This window comes from Microbulbifer sp. MI-G, from assembly GCF_030440425.1.
Classification (GTDB): domain Bacteria; phylum Pseudomonadota; class Gammaproteobacteria; order Pseudomonadales; family Cellvibrionaceae; genus Microbulbifer; species Microbulbifer spongiae.
The window spans coordinates 3,288,930-3,305,542 of sequence record NZ_CP098023.1 but is presented as its reverse complement, the minus strand read 5'-3'; the positions used below and the strand labels follow the sequence as shown (position 1 = coordinate 3,305,542).

The 16,613-nt window shown below is 47.1% G+C and carries 14 protein-coding genes, 1 pseudogene and 2 other annotated features; of the genes and pseudogenes, 8 read left to right on the top strand and 7 right to left on the bottom strand.

Going from position 1 to position 16,613, the window contains the following annotated elements:
* Positions 1–441: 441 nt before the first annotated feature.
* From M8T91_RS13800 to M8T91_RS13785, 4 genes are all read right to left on the bottom strand, one after another.
* A complete protein-coding gene (locus tag M8T91_RS13800) occupies positions 442–1,671 on the bottom strand; it encodes an alkaline phosphatase PhoX (RefSeq protein ID WP_301414742.1) in 1,230 nt (409 codons plus the stop codon).
* Positions 1,672–2,338: 667 nt separating this feature from the next.
* Positions 2,339–2,779 carry a universal stress protein gene (locus M8T91_RS13795; RefSeq protein ID WP_301414741.1) on the bottom strand — a complete coding sequence of 147 codons (441 nt, stop codon included), beginning with the start codon at positions 2,777–2,779 and terminating at the stop codon, positions 2,339–2,341.
* A gap of 1,162 nt (positions 2,780–3,941) precedes the next feature.
* Positions 3,942–4,331: a DUF6632 domain-containing protein gene (locus M8T91_RS13790; protein WP_301414740.1), complete on the bottom strand. Its 390-nt coding sequence runs from the start codon at positions 4,329–4,331 to the stop codon at positions 3,942–3,944.
* 280 nt (positions 4,332–4,611) lie between these two features.
* Entirely contained in the window at positions 4,612–5,001 is a 390-nt protein-coding gene (locus M8T91_RS13785; RefSeq protein WP_301414739.1) for a DUF6632 domain-containing protein, read from the bottom strand.
* A 253-nt stretch (positions 5,002–5,254) separates the two neighbouring features.
* Between M8T91_RS13785 and M8T91_RS13780 the strand changes: the two genes are divergently transcribed.
* The 5 genes from M8T91_RS13780 to M8T91_RS13760 all read left to right on the top strand — a co-directional run bounded on the left by M8T91_RS13780 (position 5,255) and on the right by M8T91_RS13760 (position 10,133).
* Positions 5,255–5,413 (top strand): hypothetical protein, encoded by a 159-nt coding sequence (locus tag M8T91_RS13780; protein ID WP_301414738.1) that lies wholly within the window; start codon positions 5,255–5,257, stop codon positions 5,411–5,413.
* Between the two features lie 443 nt (positions 5,414–5,856).
* A complete protein-coding gene (locus tag M8T91_RS13775) occupies positions 5,857–6,294 on the top strand; it encodes a PaaI family thioesterase (RefSeq protein WP_301414737.1) in 438 nt (145 codons plus the stop codon).
* Between the two features lie 865 nt (positions 6,295–7,159).
* Positions 7,160–8,212, top strand: coding sequence for a hypothetical protein (locus tag M8T91_RS13770; RefSeq protein WP_301414736.1), 1,053 nt, complete (start codon positions 7,160–7,162; stop codon positions 8,210–8,212).
* Positions 8,209–8,724 carry a hypothetical protein gene (locus M8T91_RS13765; RefSeq protein WP_301414735.1) on the top strand — a complete coding sequence of 172 codons (516 nt, stop codon included), beginning with the start codon at positions 8,209–8,211 and terminating at the stop codon, positions 8,722–8,724. Before M8T91_RS13770 ends, M8T91_RS13765 begins: the two co-directional genes overlap by 4 nt.
* A gap of 950 nt (positions 8,725–9,674) precedes the next feature.
* Positions 9,675–10,133 carry a holin family protein gene (locus tag M8T91_RS13760; protein ID WP_301414734.1) on the top strand — a complete coding sequence of 153 codons (459 nt, stop codon included), beginning with the start codon at positions 9,675–9,677 and terminating at the stop codon, positions 10,131–10,133.
* Between the two features lie 764 nt (positions 10,134–10,897).
* Here the strand turns inward: M8T91_RS13760 and M8T91_RS13755 are convergent.
* Positions 10,898–11,395 carry a PraA/PraB family alkane oxidation protein activator gene (locus M8T91_RS13755; protein ID WP_301414733.1) on the bottom strand — a complete coding sequence of 166 codons (498 nt, stop codon included), beginning with the start codon at positions 11,393–11,395 and terminating at the stop codon, positions 10,898–10,900.
* Between the two features lie 679 nt (positions 11,396–12,074).
* Here M8T91_RS13755 and M8T91_RS13750 point away from each other — a divergent pair.
* The 3 genes and pseudogenes from M8T91_RS13750 to M8T91_RS13740 all read left to right on the top strand — a co-directional run.
* Entirely contained in the window at positions 12,075–12,374 is a 300-nt protein-coding gene (locus tag M8T91_RS13750; RefSeq protein WP_301414732.1) for a TehB-like domain-containing protein, read from the top strand.
* Between the two features lie 236 nt (positions 12,375–12,610).
* Positions 12,611–13,827 (top strand): IS3 family transposase gene (locus M8T91_RS13745; RefSeq protein ID WP_301413860.1). Its coding sequence is split into 2 segments (ribosomal slippage): positions 12,611–12,899 and positions 12,899–13,827, totalling 1,218 coding nucleotides; the frame shifts between segments, so codons are not numbered across the junction.
* Positions 12,889–13,005, top strand: a sequence feature (AL1L pseudoknot). Its footprint overlaps the gene before it by 117 nt.
* Before the next feature lie 10 nt (positions 13,828–13,837).
* Positions 13,838–14,708: pseudogene (locus M8T91_RS13740) on the top strand (hypothetical protein); the annotation flags it as partial.
* Positions 13,963–14,079, top strand: a sequence feature (AL1L pseudoknot). Its footprint overlaps the pseudogene before it by 117 nt.
* A gap of 303 nt (positions 14,709–15,011) precedes the next feature.
* Here the strand turns inward: M8T91_RS13740 and M8T91_RS13735 are convergent.
* Complete coding sequence (locus tag M8T91_RS13735) at positions 15,012–15,608, bottom strand: hypothetical protein (RefSeq protein WP_301414731.1); 597 nt, start codon at positions 15,606–15,608, stop codon at positions 15,012–15,014.
* A 46-nt stretch (positions 15,609–15,654) separates the two neighbouring features.
* Positions 15,655–16,362 (bottom strand): hypothetical protein, encoded by a 708-nt coding sequence (locus tag M8T91_RS13730; protein WP_301414730.1) that lies wholly within the window; start codon positions 16,360–16,362, stop codon positions 15,655–15,657.
* Positions 16,363–16,613: the final 251 nt, after the last annotated feature.

Genomic DNA, 16,613 nt, shown 5'->3' with positions numbered 1-16,613 from the left:
CGCTGCATTGTAGATCCACCCATCAGTCATCTTTTGGCGATATCAATTTGGCGCTTTTCGTTTTAGCGGTGTAAATCCACTAGTGTGTGCCTGATATCTCTACCAGACAACCACGAACTAATTCCGGACACTGCGCCGGTTTTTTATACCTGGAGAAAGTGACACCACAAATGGACTGGAGGCCGCAAGTGTCACATTCTTTAGAGCAGTGTACTATCATACTCCCCCCTTTGGTGCTTATCGCCGGGTACTTTCACAAAGTTGAAACCCTGCAGGCCAGTGCTGTGGCCGAGGGTCCGGAGAGCGGTACACTGAACAAAGCCGTGTGGCGTATTGAGTCGATCATACCGCATCCGTTGCAACTATGGTGGTACGCACGATGCTCAGGTAAAGACGCCAGGAAAATGTCCACGCTCGCATCAGCGGAACGCAGGCCCCAGCCTAAAGTGCCAGAATCTCAGAAAACGGACCGGTTACCTCATAGGTAATGCCAAGACCGGAGCCACCGCCAAACACTTCACTGCCCCGCTGGGAGCTAAAATACAGCCGACTGTGATCCGGGCTGAAAGCAGGACCAGTGATCTCAGAATTGTCCTGGCCAACGATCTGCAGCAGGGGGGCCAGGTTACCCTCCTGATCAATCACCACGATCTGCATGTCGCCACCATCTTCCGCTACCAGCAGGTCGCCGCCAGAGGATACGGTAATGTTATCCACGCCGGTGAGAATCGGTTCCGATGCGGTGGCGGCATCGTACAGGATACTCAACTGGTTGAGGTTGGTATCCAGCTTCCATACCCGGTTATCGCCTTTGGTCGTGAAATAGACGAAGCCATCGGTGTACCAGATACCTTCGCCGCCATTAAAAGTGGTGCTTTCCGGCAGTTGCTGGCGCGTGGGTGTTTGGAATAAGTTAGGGGTAGGATTGGGTACGTTGAGCCAAGTTACATAGCCCTGGCTGTCCACTGAGGCGGCCTGTAACATGCCGGCGTGGAGGTTCAGCCGGTTCTGGCTGTCCAGGCCGTCGGGTAAGAAGCGGTAAAAGCGGCCATCGCGTTCATCCTCGGTCAGAAAGAGCTGACCCAGTAAGGTATCAACGGCCACGGCCTCGTGCTTGAAGTAACCCAGGGCCGGGCGTTCTTCGGCAGCTTTCTGGCCGTAGGGATCACACTCGAAGACACGTCCAAAGTCGACTTCTTCACAGCTCAGCCAGCTGTTCCAGGGTGTAGGGCCGCCAGCGCAGTTAATGTTGGTGCTGCCGAGGATGCGGTAAGCATCGTCAACCACACCATCGGGACGAAAGCACACGGCGGAAACACCGCCGCCCAGCGGGGCAATGGTTTCACTGTTGGAGACATAGATCCAGCCGCCGTCCTGGGTGGGGAAAGTGGCGCCACCATCAGGGTAGATATGCCAGCGGTAGCTGGTGCGTCTCCACCAGCGGTCTTTGATCAGGCGCTGGCCGGCGGCGGCAACAATGCGGCTGCGGAAGCCTAAGGGTAGGCGTAGTCCGAGATCGTTAGGTGCCTCCAAATCGCCCACCTGGACCAGGCCATAGGCTTGCAGGGGCCGTGTCATAGCCAGAAGACTCGGCCCCAGGGCCAGAGCGGCCAGTCCGGCGCTGCCGGTGCGGATGAGTTTACGGCGAGTAAGCGTGTGTGGATCGCTCATGCGTTAAATCTCCGTCGTTGATTGGAATGGTGGGCTTTTCGTGGGCCAACTTCCATATTGAGTCAGAGGTATGACAGGGTCGTGGGGTGGGGATGTTAGTTTGGAGACGTTTATATGACATGAGTAGGAAATTGCTATTGCACGAAGTATTTTTGAACCCCACGGTAGAGACATAAAAGCAGAAACTGACCCTGGAGAGTGTCGTTAAAACCTACTTGCGTCACCATTGTCCGGTGTCAAGTTCTGGAGCTGTGCACAAAAAGGCCATTTATTCATCTGCCACAAAGGTTACGTTTCTGTGTACCGAAAACTGGCAGTGTTGAAGTCAGCGCTTAGATCCTGCTTAGCGCCATCAGCTTTCGCAGGTATTTCAACGGGTTGCGGGAGATGAGAAATTGACTTTCAGGAGGCGCAGAAAAATTCGCAGAATCGGAACAGGGCCTCTGCGACCTTTTTTCTGAATGTTCCCTGTTCACCTCCCCTTGTCTATAGACTGCTCATCCCGATGGATACGGATTTCATCGTATCATAGCCGGGTATGCCTGAATTGTTATATGCTGCCCAAACCTCCAGGCCGGACGACTTTTAGATCTCTGGGAAATGGAAGGTAATTCTTCCAGGGGGATATTGAGCTCCCCCAAAATAAGTACAGCCCATTCTCCAGAGATTAAGGTACCAGTGTAATAGGCTTACCCACTGTATGGGCAAGAGAATTAGCTACGCTTCCCAACACCAGATTCGCGAAGCGGGACCGACCGCGGCGTCCAACAAATATCTGGTTTGCTTTGGTTTCTTTTGCCCTTTTGTGAATAACCTCAACTGGTTTACCCCAGAGATATTCACTCTCAATCGCCACACCACTGTCTTTGTGTTTCTCAATGATGGGCGCTAGTATGTTGTTGTTGGCGTAATCTTTTTCTTCTTCTTTTCCACCATTGTCAGTATGATAAACCACTTCATCGGTAGAATCATTGCTTGACCATGGTATAACAGTGATCATGCGTATTCTTGCCCCAGTCTGTTTTGCCATACTAACGGCATAATCAGCAGCGCGGTTTCCCCATTCGCTACCATCTACAGCCACTAAATAGATTTTTTGGGTAGGCATTGTGCTTCTCCTTGATGTATGTTCGTAATAGCTATGGAAATAACCATTCCGTAGTTTGTAAAAGTTATGACAGAGTATTCAGCTCAAAAGAACCTTACTCACCTTAACGCATAATAATATTATGTAATAGCCCCCTGGGACAAAATTTCACACTCCCGAGCTTTGCTGAACACCGCAGCCCCTCAGATGCTAGAGCCAACTGAACAGGAGGGCTTTTTATCAGGCCAATAAAAGCTACTGGGCCCATAGATTCTGGCTTGGCTGGAGTCATAGTCGTGGGCTGGGGCTTTGTAGTCTTACTAGGCGTTTTCGCAAAGGGGGAGTACGTCAAACATAGCCATCAAAGTGGATTTGGTCGCAAATAGTGCAGTCTATATTGGATTGTCTGCGGCGTCTTTGCGACAGCCATTGATGGCAGCATCAAAAATGACGCATCGCGGATATTCAACACGCCCTGCCTATGCCCTGCTTATCTGGGTAAATACGGATTTCGTTGTAATCAATACCATGCCCGGCTTGGCATGCCTGTGTGGCCTCTGATCAGTGTGGGCCACTAGGTGCTGTGCCTCTTTGCCATGATATCCCATAGGTTTGATTCGAATTGAAGCGAGGCTGTTTGGCTCGTGGAAGTTTGGTGGGCACATCGATATAAAATCGGGTAGTGTTTCGTACCTCGTTAAACTTATCGTTTAGCCCACCGGGGCTTGCCTGGCAGCAGAAAGATTGTTCTTCTGTGCTTTGGATGTATTTATTGTCTTGCGCAGAGGCTGTCCTTTAGTGCTTATTAAACTGTAGTTCGTCGATCTCGGTAGTTCTCCCTACCGGAATGGGTCCACCCGTACAATGAGTAGACGGGGGATAAAACATGGGGATCAAACCCTCTAAACCAGTAGAAATTGTCGCCAAGTCAGGGCAAAACGAAATGCTATGCGTCCAGGGATGCTGCGTTTGAATGTGATGCACCAGAAACGAATAATCGCGTTGTTGAGGTCTTGGGTTGAAAAATAGCTTGTTTGTACACATCAGAACCAGTTAGTACAATTTCCTGTGGGATGTTGTGTCTATAAAAAAGAACCCGCTGATTGGCGGTTTTTTATGTCTGTATTTAGTACAATATCATGATCCGTGCTTCGGGGTATTCGCCATTGTACGTCAATGGCTGTTACTGTAGATCTTTGGTATGTCTGGGCATTAAATACCAAAGAATTCCAACAATGAAATACTGTACGAAGATATTGAGGGACCAGTTTACCTCACCGGTTCGATTAGCTAGTTCCATCACAAACATCGTGGTGCCACATATCAAATTCACCCAAATGGTGTACCAAATCAGACCGATATTTGTAGCGATGTTTCGGGCAGCGAAAATCAGGCATACACCCAGAGTTGCGTATATTGCCAGTCCAATGATTTGAAACTGTTGATACGGCGGTACCCACCCGTACCCCGGAGGCCATGCCAATCGCATCATCGGGTAAACACCAAAGATAAAAAATAGGCCTATCACTTTCAGGGCAATGGGGAGGTACTTCACACGAGTGGTGTCTTCCATAGGCTTCTCCAGAGCGGAGACCGCTTTTAAGTTGCTTTGGCACGCTCAATAATATAGACGAAATAGTTCTTAATACGCCCAGCGAAGCCTTCTTGGAAAGCACAATACGGCTTTTTATCTAAGATCACTGCCGCCAAAGGATAGGACTTTGAAGCATCCAGTGGCAGACTCTGGTGAGTTTGAGTGAATGGGGTTTCCGCAAAGCCGGTTGGAAATTACAGCAAGACCCATAAGTCAAGGACAACTTCAAACGCCTGCCGAAAGAAAGATCATTGGCGCGTCAAGAGGGGCGCTTTTTGTGCCTGGGCAGCAGATACCAGAGAACCCCTGCAATCAAATATTGTACCGGAACATTACCAAATAAGTTTGCGTGCTCAGTTCGGTCAGCCAGAACCATCAACACCATAATGGTCGCATAGACTAAATTTAACCAGATGGTGAACCAGATCAGTTTGAGGTGAGCAGAGGGATTTTTGGCGGCAAGAACCAGGAATATACCTAAAATTCCGAATGTTCCTATAATAATCTGTTCGTATTCGGGTTGCTGCGGTGTCAAACCCCATCCCGCGGGCCAGATCCAAATCATCAACGGATACATAGCAAAAATAAATACCAGTCCTGTAGCAATCAGGGCGATGGGAAGATACTTGGCGCGAGTAATGTCATCCATATTGATCTCCAGGGGGCGGGCCGCTTTACGCCATTTCAGAATGAAAACTGTATGCTGTCATCAATGTGCAGAGTTATAGCCTAAACCAGTGATGAGCCCCGCACAGTGCGGCCCCTTTGCGTCTGGTAATCCCATATTCGGTATTCACGACTTCTCTGAAGCGGATTTGTCCTGCGGTTGATGTAGGAACAGCCGCATCCCGGGTGGCACGCTACGTCGGTTGGACAAAGTCAGGGAAGGTGCCAACAGGCCAATGGTGATCAACTCCGGGAATCGCTTCCCAGCACACTGCGCCCATATCGGTTCCACCATAACAGACACTGCCGGGCAGGCTATGGATGTTCCGGATCATACCTGTGGGCCGCCGGGCGTTGCACTGAAGGATGATTTTGCCGGCATTGATGTACAGTAGAAAGCACACAAGGGTCGATGCGTTTATCTGGATGATCCTGAGCCTGTTTCGGGTGAGCACACCTGCCCCGTTCTTTTGAGCTACTGAGAGAGGAGGGTATGGAGGAATCCCCTGTTCGAGCTGGAGATACCCAGGGAGACAAAGTGAACCTGCAATCTATCCGCATCGCAAACTACTGACACTGGCCTAAGGCCGCGTTTGTGTGCATTGTGACAACAGTAATGGCAGTGCCGTGGCCCACCACTGCCAGGAACTAAGTCGCCATGGCTGCGCACTTCTGCTGCCACTGCCATAGTGAGGAGCACCGCAGAGCCTTGGGTTAGTGCCCCAAAGCTTACAGCACCCTCAACGACACACATACTTGATAGAATAGAAATCTTAACAAGTGGAGGTTGCGGACAAAGTTCCCGAAAACACGCGCGGTGTGCGCAAAGAGAGCAAACATGAACAATGTTGATCATTTTAGAAAGCTGGAAGCTATGTATGGTACAGCCCCAATAAACGAATTTTACGCCCCTACAATGGCTGTTTCTGAAGGTAAAGCGGTTATTGAAATTGATCTGGGGGAAAAGTTTTATCATGCAGCCGGTGCGGTTCATGGTTCAGTGTATTTTAAAATGCTAGACGATGCGGCTTTCTTTGCCACCAGCTCTTTAGAAAAAACATTCTTTGTGCTTACTACTTCCTTTACTACCTATTTAACCAGGCCGGTTTCGGAGGGGAAAATGCAGGCAATTGGAAAAGTAGTCAATAGGAATAAATCCCAATTTATTGCCGAATCTATCGTTTACGACTCAAATGACAAAGAGATTGGCAGGGGCAATGGTATGTTTATTCGCAGCAAGAGAAAATTGTCCGAAACACCTGGCTATGGTGTTTAACAAATGACTGGGGTACTTCGTCAAGCTTTTACACACCGATAGCCAGTATTTTCGTCATCGTGTACAGAATGGTACTGTGTTTTCTCAGGCAGGCTGCGGGAGTGATTTGTCCTGGTTTGCCGACAGAAATTGTTACCGGGTGAGTTTGACACAACCCCCCTCCGACACTGTGGTGCGGATACTTGGCGGGATTATCACGATACTTGGTCTGGTGTGAAATGTGTAAATAGGTGATTACACGCAACCGGCACAGCAGATTTGTGCGCGAGAAGGCCGAAAAACCGCATGCAATACTGCATTTTGCCACCCCATTGGGGTCAACACCGGCGTTATTGCCACGCTCCTGCACTCCACCGGTCCCGGCAAGGCGGTAACCCTGAAAGTCCGAGGGCATCGGCAACGAGAAGGTGAACAAAGGGGCTGGTGGTATCCAGCGTACGGCGAACCTGCGGGAGCGATGGGGAAGTGATCGTGCAACCGGAGATCTCAGGCTTCCAACCTCCATGCCAGCGTTTACCCTTTTGTAGCCTTCTTGCCCATTGTGAGTTCTTCCTATCCTTGTTACATTCGGGTGAAGAGGCCCATTTCACTGTTTGGGTTGCAAGAGAGTCGGTGTGATTACGTACTGGTAAACGCAATAGGCATAGCCTGCTGCACCTGCACAGCATTGGGCAGTCATACCAGTAACTCATTGCTGGCAAGTGAGCGGCTGTACATTACCGGAATTGAAGAATTGGGCCATACAGGCACAAGCAGGTTGCACCGCTACCTGTTCCGCATGTTTGATGCATCACATTGATTGTCTCGGTTGAGAAGGTTAACTATCAGCAAGTAGGTGAAATAATACTTGTACAAGGAATTGTGAATGTTAGAAGCAAAAGTCAAGTTTTTCGATATTAAAAAATGTGGATTTTATCTTCGTGGCAGTGATCAAACAGAATTTAGTGGCTTGCATGACACACTGCAACAACTGAGCTTGTGGGCGGTAGATGGCAGAGAATTCATAAATACCACCACTTACGAAGCCGATCCCGACAATGATTTAAGGAATACCTATTTTTGTAACTGGCATACAAATAAAGTGACTAAAGATAGCATCCTCATACTCTGGAATGAAGTTCCAAATGACAATGGTGTTATCTATGGGATGAGTCCAATGGAGAGACCCGGGAGCACATCCATGCTGACAACCGGGTTTGGAAATAGACCGGTTATACCAGGGTTTCCAAGTTATTTTTGGTTTGTTCCGGAAAAGAATGTGTTTGCCACGTTAAAATTTAATCACTCTATTCAAGGTAAAAGTAATTTGGATCGTTTCTTGAATGGTTTTTTAGCCAATAAATCCCCTTACAGAGTGATTGATGAAGAGGGAACTGTAATTGGATACTCTAAAAACGGCCAACCATCGGATCATAGCGCCAGAATTCATGCAAAGTTTTATGCTTTAGGAAGGAAGCAAGAGGAGCTGGAGGCAGAGCTGTTAACAAACCTCCACAGGATAAGAAGAATTGTCAAGAGAGAAACTCTTCAATATACCGTTAAAGATGACCGACTGGCCTTAGAGAGATTTTTTTCTGGATTGTTAAGCAATACTCCTACATTCACCCAGGTAAGAGCAATCACTCATGAGCTACAGTTTGAACCTACAGAGCAGCAACTTCGTCAGATTATTAGTAATTATGCCGAATTGAATACAGCAAGCTCCATTCGTAATGCAGGATTCGTATACAATAACGGAAAAAGGGTCATGTTGAATGGCACTAGTGTTGCGTTTACTGCTGAAATTAACGCGCAACGGAAAGATAATCAGATAATGACACCACAATCACTACTGGCGACTATTACTTCTCAGAGGCAAGACCTGCTGAGACCTCTGGAACAGCCAGCTTTTGAAATAGAAGAGGTGGCCGCACAATGATTAAGTATCTTGTGATTGCCATTATTTCCTGTTTTGCGACCTATCTTTTAAAGGATACGGTGTCATCATTAGAATACTCTGCATATAAAGCTGTGTTGGCAGCACTCCTGAATATATCTTCAATAATTTTTGCAATAATAGGCGCGTGGATCGCAATAATCTATCCGCGCGCAATAGGACGAGCCTTCAAGGGTAAACAGGTCACTGATCAAACATTAAAGGATGCAGATACAGATGCTGACTACTTAAGCCAACTGGTAGAAATTGTACTGGTCTCTGCAATTGTTTTAATGTTCGTATTATCTATTGAGTTTTCAGTGCCTATCGCTAAAAACCTGATTACTGGATATTGGTTGACTTACTCAAAGTATGCCGCGTTTTTTCTGGTATCATTATTGACTCTCTCGCAGCTCTATGCTGTTTTCCGGGTTATTCTGGCCAACTATTTCTTTTTAAATGATCTTAGAAAGAAAAATGCAGATGGTAAAGTTGATACCCTGCATCAGTTGTAGTCAACCAACGGCTACTGTCTGACTGGAAAAAGTTTTGCTTATTATTTTTGATCAAAGGCAGTACAAAATAAAAAAGCTGTAAAATAATAATTTTTGCCACTATATGCACGCAAAAAAGTGTATTTTTCTATCCTTGTTAATCATGTTAAATTAAGGGCAGAGTGATTTCTAATAAAGTATGGCTTAGCTGCCTCTCTACCTGTAAGCTTTTCGGCAGTGCTATGTCTGGTGGCGCTATAATTGAGATAAGACTTTAATGTATGTATTAGGCTGACTTCTCTGCTTGATTAATATTATTGCAAATCATCAGTATAAGGAGATATTACGATTTTTTATGCTTTATTTTGTCAGGGTGAATCCCAATATTCTGCTCTTTTTATAAATATGATAAATGTATTTAATCAGTTTGCTCGGTCTGGTTCCTGCGGTTCAGTCGCTGAAGTGGTTTGAGCCTTGGCTGGCTCGGTTGAGCGTTGGAGTACCTCAGTCTGTAGTTAGCTAGTTGGTACGGAATTGTTATCGTGCAAAACCTTTTACCTTTTAGAGGTTGACCAACGCGGGTTTTTTTGTCTCTGGCGACTTTATGTTTGTGAGTGCCCACTTCATGAGGCGGGAGTTGTTCTGCCGCTGTTGCCGGAAACTACTGTTCAGACGACATACTGCGACGGTTGATCAAAGTCAGGGAGCGGTGTAATAAATCGATAGTGATCAACTCCTGTTACCGCTACCGGGTTTATTGCGTTAGTATCGGCGCCAACATAACACACTACCGGGCAATGGTTGGCTGGATAACCCTGGCATAGGCCTAGACGCTGCTGAGAATCACGCGGGGAAAGGATTTGCCGGCCTAGAGTGAATCCGCAGGGTCTGCCATAGGGCTGATTCCTGTATCTGGATGATTCTGATTTTGTTCAGGACTCACATGCCCGGCCCACAATCTGGAGCTACTGATGACTTTTGACCCACTAACAGCATTGTTTGATGCCGGCAAGATAGCTATTGAGCGTCTGTGGCCTGATCCTGAAAAGCGTGCTGAAGAGATACGCAAACTGGAGGCGCTCAAACAGAAGGGAGAGATAGCAGCGATCAACGCCCAGGTACAATTGCTGCTTGGCCAGTTGACAGTCGACAAGGCTGAAGCCCGGAGCAAGAGCCTGTTTGTCGCTGGCTGGCGCCCCTGGATTGGCTGGGTGGGCGGTCTTGCTCTAGCCTATCAATTCATCCTGTATCCATTGCTCTGCTGGGCCTGGGCCATCAGCAATGCCCTTGCAGAGAATCCAACAGAAACAATTCCACCCCCTGTACTGGAAACCGGTGCTCTCTTTTCAATGATTACCGCCATGCTTGGTATTGGTGCGATGCGTTCATTCGATAAAACCCACGGCACCCAAACGGACAAGCTCAGGTGACCATGGATGACCCTGCTAGTGAGGCAGTGCAAAGAGCTGATCACGCCACCACGGTTAATACAGGGACGATTGACAGTTGATACAGCCTGAGTTTCTTGACATCACCTGCCATCTGAGCCCGGTGTTGGTGCTCTGGTAAGATTACCTGTAGTCCCTTGTGGTGCCGGGGCAAGCAGCTTTAGGGAGGGCGGCGTTTACAGCGTATCCATCCACTTCGTTACCCTTACTGCCCCTGTGCTTTGGCTTGTCAGGACTGCGGATCAAGCGGGTAACTAGTGCGCGATCTGTCGGTATCAGTGGGTGCAGTTACTGTTCTTTTTCCGCTGGTTCAAGCAGACAGAGCTACTGATATAATTGAATCCTCTTTATTGATTCTCATCAGGTTGTGAGCGGGGTCGTCACAATTAACTGATAGCCCACTGTCCAGGGAATATCGTAATCTGTTGATGATGGCGTTTGCTGCCCGAAAGAGGGAGTCTTTTTATACAAAAGGTGACCGAGTTGACCAGGTATATTCTAAGACAATCAGTGATATCCAGGTTTTGCACTGATTATCCCGGGTTGTTCTCTGGGGTAGATTGTCATACCCACCTTTCTATAAGTTACCCTGCCACCTCAGTGAGCAGGGTTGGGATTCCGCACATTTGGGTGTTTGGTGTCATTGCGGACCCAGGCCCGGCAGGAAGCACGCGAACGAAGAAAACGCCACTGGAGGACCCCAGCGGCGTTACTTAACCAGAATACCACTTTCCCCGGTTTAAACCTTATGGAAGGGTATAAGACATCGCCGGTATGGTGGCTACTGTGCCATTACCCACGCAAGGGTCACCGCCTGGCGGGTTGGAAGGTATCTGAGCATTCGAAAACCGAATCTCTCCGGTGGCCTGATCAAGGGTGCCGACCAGATCACCAAAGCAGTTACCGGTAATGCCCCGCGCATCGACATTTCTTATGGTGACTAGATTATCGGCCCCGCCAATCATTGCATAGGGGAAATCAAAAAAGACAATCATCGAACAAAGTCCGTCAGTGCTCGATAGTGTCAGTGCTGTAACCTGGGCATTGCCTGCCGCATCTGTATCAATGGTGGCATTCATATCACACAGTAATGTAACCCCTTTGGATACCATCAGGGGGTTACCCGCAACATTTGCCATGACGATATCTGTAGTACTCACAGGTGACCAGGTTTCTGAGTGTACGATACCTGCAAAACCGGCAGTGGCGATAGTGAAGGCTACAGCAGTAAGTGGCTTTTTCATAAGATTTTCGCTAATTAATTGAATAGATATTCGCGGTAAGAAAATACATTGTTATACTGAATTAATGCTGTGCAGCATCAGTATAAGCACATTATATGTACCAGTTGTGAAGAAATCCCTATTGTGTACGCTTAGGCACATAATGACGGTTGGTAAAAAGTTTGCTGGGTCAGTATCATGTGATCTTCTCTGTCAATAAGGCTGTGCTGAGGGAAAGATATTTTTACCGATACCACATTTCTTTATCACAAATCAGCCGGGGAAAACCGACTGAATTTGACCACCGGGGGCTGTCAACAAGAGCGTAACAATTGTATCTGAGAAAGCCTGCCATGGTGATTTTAGGTATTTAACCGGAAAGCATCAGTCTATTGTTAATATTGCGATAGTTCAGTTTCTGGTGAAGAAAAAAGAGGTGATAAATTAGTAGCTATAAATTCCAGTTAATTTTATAGCTTGCATACTGCGAATTTTTTGCCAGGTAACGCATATGCAAAAATGACGTTTTAAAGAGGATGTTTGAAAGTAATGCGGGAAAGTCTGCATATCAAAGAAATATTTCAGGACTGAATACAGATTGAATGACGATTGAAGTATAGGCACAGCTTGAGATGCCGGTTGCAGGAATTTTGATTGGCGATTATAGAAAGCTTGCATAAATATACAGCAAATGGTTAGCATGTCCGACAGTCAAATGGTCATCATGAAAAAATTGCCAGACTCTGTTAAAAAATATCAGAAAACGCCACAATTTTCCCAGGAAAGCATGCCAAAGGGTTTGTTAAATGCTCATAAAACAAAGCAGGGTACATGGGGCAAGATTATTATTTTAAAAGGTATGCTCCGTTATCGTATATTGGAGCCCAGGGTTGAAGAAATTGATTTGTCACCAGGGGAATACGGCGTTGTTGAGCCAGGAATCTTACATGAAGTGGAGCCCCTTTCAGAAGTTGTTTTCTATGTTGAATTCTACCGTTAATTTAGCTGTAAATTAAAAGTTACATTTCCTTTAATAATGACTGAAAAACAGGGTTGTAGGCACTTAAGTGACGCTGCCTTATATTCTTTAATATACAGTTTCCGGTCAGTTATCTTGTTGAAATCTAGAGCAAAACTGTGATTGCTCCTTCAATAGTGAATACTGTTGTTAAACAAAGACCCCAAGTGAATCACCCCGGGTTTCTCGGAGGCTAACTTTCTTGAGAGAATTAGCCAATGAGCAAACGACCTGGATACTCCCCCGAAGTACGGGAACGCGCAGTTCGCATGGTGTTGACCGGCGAGCACGAGCACCAATCACGCTGGGCAGCGATCACATCTATCGCTTCCAAGATCGGCTGCACACCCGAGACCCTACGATCATGGGTCAACAAGATGGAAGTCGACAATGGTACTAAACCCGGCACCACCAGCAGCGACGCAGCCCGCCTCAAAGAGCTGGAGCGCGAAGTCCGTGAGCTGAAGCGTGCTAACGAGATCTTGCGCAAGGCTGCCGCTTTTTTCGCCCAGGCGGAGCTCGACCGCAAACCGAAGTAATGGTGGCATTCATTGACCAGGAACGTGAGGCGCACGGTGTCGAGTCAATCTGTGAGGTTCTGCCGATTGCACCGTCGACCTTTTACCGCTGCAAGCATCTACAGGCCAATCCAGAGCAACGCTGTGCGCGCGCTCAACGTGACGATGAGCTGAAGCCTGAGATCCAGCGGATCTACGAAGAAAACCACCGCGTCTATGGTGCACGCAAGGTCTGGAAGCAGCTTAACCGTGAAGACGTAAAGGTCGCCCGCTGCACAGTTGAACGGCTGATGAAGGTACTGCAATTGGAAGGTGTTCGAAGAGGCAAACGTTGCGTTACGACTATCCCGGATGAGCTGGTCGATAAGCCGCTGGATCTGGTGAATCGCGAGTTTACGGCAGAGCGCCCCAACCAGCTTTGGGTGGCCGACATAACCTATGTCGCAACTTGGTCTGGTTTTGTTTATGTCGCATTCGTTGTCGACGTATTCTCCCGCCACATTGTTGGCTGGCGCGTATTAAAGAGCCTTCAAACCGACATTGTGCTTGATGCTCTGGAGCAGGCACTCTGGGCACGAGGTAAGCCCCGTGGCGTTACCCATCACAGTGATCGAGGTAGTCAGTACCTGTCAATTCGATATACCGAGCGGCTTAGTGAGGCGGGTTTTCAGGCGTCAGTCGGCAGTGTCGGCGACTCCTACGACAACGCACTGGCAGAAACCATCAACGGTTTATTCAAGGCGGAGGTCATCCACAGGGCAGGTCCCTGGAAAGGGCTGGATGAGGTTGAACATGCAACCTTGACCTGGGTCGACTGGTTTAACCATCGCCGCATTCTTGGGCCAATTGGCGATATGCCTCCAGCTGAATACGAAAACCTGTATTATCAACAAACCGAGTCTGCCCAAGCGGCATGACTCAAATCAAATTGCCTCCGACAAACTCGGGGTGATTCAGCCCGGCACCACCAGCAGCGACGCAGCCCGTCTCAAAGAGCTGGAGCGCGAAGTCCGCGAGCTGAAGCGCGCTAACGAGATCTTGCGCAAGGCTGCCGCTTTTTTCGCCCAGGCGGAGCTCGACCGCAAACCGAAGTAATGGTGGCATTCATTGACCAGGAACGTGAGGCGCACGGTGTCGAGTCAATCTGTGAGGTTCTGCCGATTGCACCGTCGACCTTTTACCGCTGCAAGCATCTACAGGCCAATCCAGAGCAACGCTGTGCGCGCGCTCAACGTGACGATGAGCTGAAGCCTGAGATCCAGCGGATGAATCGCGAGTTTACGGCAGAGCGCCCCAACCAGCTTTGGGTGGCCGACATAACCTATGTCGCAACTTGGTTGGTTTTGTTTATGTCGCATTCGTTGTCGACGTATTCTCCCGCCACATTGTTGGCTGGCGCGTATTAAAGAGCCTTCAAACCGACATTGTGCTTGATGCTCTGGAGCAGGCACTGTGGGCACGAGGTAAGCCCCGTGGTGTTACCCATCACAGTGATCGAGGTAGTCAGTACCTGTCAATTCGATATACCGAGCGGCTTAGTGAGGCGGGTTTTCAGGCGTCAGTCGGCAGTGTCGGCGACTCCTACGACAACGCACTGGCAGAAACCATCAACGGTTTATTCAAGGCGGAGGTCATCCACAGGGCAGTTCCCTGGAAAGGGCTGGATGAGGTTGAACATGCAACCTTGACCTGGGTCGACTGGTTTAACCATCGCCGCATTCTTGGGCCAATTGGCGATATGCCTCCAGCTGAATACGAAAACCTGTATTATCAACAAGCCGAGTCTGCCCAAGCGGCATGACTCAAATCAAATTGCCTCCGACAAACTCGGGGTGATTCAATACACAACAAATAGAGCTATTAATGTAGCACCACCCAAAATGATTAGCCCGTTAATTCTCCATACGAGCTTAAAGAACTTGTTATCTTCCAATTCTCTCTATTCCTTACTCATAACATTTATATAGTGGTCGCCGTGACCATTATTATCCTGATTACTGCCCCGGAATCAATTCTGCGCCGTTTACCCAAAATCGGCATTAATGTCGCCAACATTGAGCGAGCATTAGCGAGTCCGAGTGCTTGGTCTTGTTATGAACTTTTAGTAGATACAAGCCAGTGACTCCATTTCATCTTTGGGTTTAGCCACTGGGTTTTTTATGATCAGCTCAGGAATTGCGTGTGGCCATGATTCATAAATTGAACCACCTGGCATGACTGGACAGCTACTTGTCTGGTGAGGGTTGCCACTGAAATCCATCATTTCCATATTGAATTTCAGTATCACATCCTCAAATGGGTTTGATAGAGATAACATCATCATTGCTTTCTCATCCATTTGAGAAAACTTAATAGTGATGGTTTTTTCAGGGCTAACCACCTTTGGTACTTCTTTTAAGTTGACTAGCTTTCCGTTAGCTACGTCGCCTTCTACATAAAACGACTCACCCGGAAGCACAGAAATAACACCATCAAATACTCTTGGCCAATACATAGCCATTTTTTGTTCGAATGGCTCTCCGTCAGTCCTGAACTTTATATGAACGTCTTTCCTACATTCGTTGGTTTGACAGAACTCCTCAAGAGAAAGTCGTTCAATTGGTTGTTCTTTATTATTTTGCGGTATCTTTTTTTCATGTGGTACGGAAGCACAACCGAGAAAAATCATAGAAGTTATTATTAATAAAATTAGTCTCATACTTTAAATCCTTGGTTGCTCATAAAGCCCACAACAGGGGCGCACGTTAGCGCATCCCGTCTGAAGGCCCTTGCTGACTTTGTTTGTTAGGGTTCTTTTCTTGCTCGCTGGCTGCTTTAAGAATTTGGATCAAGAGGTTTTTTGAAAGTTGATCACGATGGTTATCCCGAATCGTTTTCATATACTCTGATTCCCTGGGAACATCAATCTCAGGGAGTATTTCACGAACAGCCTCATCGCCATCCCACTCAATAGTTGCTCGGCTGTCAAAGCTAGTTCTGAATTTTATAAATTTATCTTTATCAAGAAATATATAAGCATTAGAGTAATACATAACACCTTTTTTAGATTTCAGCCTAAATGATGCCTTCTTACCATTCATACCATCGACGGAGAAAGGTTCTATCTTCTCTTCCGTTCTTGATTGGTAATGTCCGTCTTTAATAGCATGATCAACTTCGGCAATAACCTGCTTCATTTCTTGATCTATAGTTGAAATCTTATCCTCCCAATTTATACTAGGAACAGGATAGATATAGACATCAATATTGTCCGTTGGGTAAAACCTGTTTGCATATTCCAATAGGATACCTAAAGCAGGTTCATCAAACACTTCTCTTTTGCCTAATACAAAGTTACTTGTCTCTACGGCAACAACCAAATCACGATTGTAGTTTGTTGCATTCTGAGGCCTAACTGAAGCGCATGATGCCAAAATTAGGCAAAATAGAACTATTAAGAATGTAGTTTTCACTGGATCTCCTCTTTAGAATAAAGTTAACCCTAACATTTAAATACAGATCACCATGACCAGCATTATCCTGATTATGATTTCGAAATCAATTCTGCACCAATCGCACAAAATTCTTATTAAAATCATACAGCTATATAATAATGATGCTATCGTACAAAGTGATATCACACCCTATAAGCTTAAAAAAAACAACTCAGAGGCTAAGTCACCCTATCGCCCGCGTTCACTGGCAGGTAAAAGTATCTGCCTAT